The sequence below is a fragment of the Vibrio sp. M250220 genome (assembly GCF_036533795.1).
GTDB lineage: Bacteria > Pseudomonadota > Gammaproteobacteria > Enterobacterales > Vibrionaceae > Vibrio.
Genome location: NZ_JATABI010000216.1, coordinates 1 through 416, shown reverse-complemented (window position 1 = coordinate 416; position 416 = coordinate 1). Strand labels below are relative to the sequence as shown.

General features: G+C 49.5%; 1 protein-coding gene. It reads left to right on the top strand.

The window, feature by feature from the left end:
• A partial coding sequence (gene tssI / locus QTN94_RS20500; RefSeq protein WP_331428697.1) for a type VI secretion system tip protein TssI/VgrG occupies positions 1 to 416 on the top strand: 416 nt, incomplete at both ends.

Genomic DNA, 416 nt, shown 5'->3' with positions numbered 1-416 from the left:
GAAGAAATCTTCTGTGACGAACATGGTCGCGTGAAAGTCCATTTCCACTGGGATCGCGAAGAGAGAAACCCTGAACATCGTTCATGTTGGGTGCGAGTCTCTCAAGGTTGGGCGGGCAGCCAATACGGCATGGTCGCTTTGCCTCGCATTGGTCACGAAGTGATTGTCTCATTTCTCAATGGTGACCCTGATCAGCCCATCATCACGGGGCGCACCTATCATGCAGTCAATAAACCGCCTTATGTTCTGCCCAAGAACAAAACCAAAACCGTCCTGCGCAGTGAGACCCACCAAGGGCAAGGCTTTAACGAACTGAGTTTTGAAGACCAAGCAGACCAAGAGCAAGTCTATCTTCATGCGCAGAAGGATTTTGACTCGATAGTGCTGAATGACATGACCACTCATGTTAAACACGA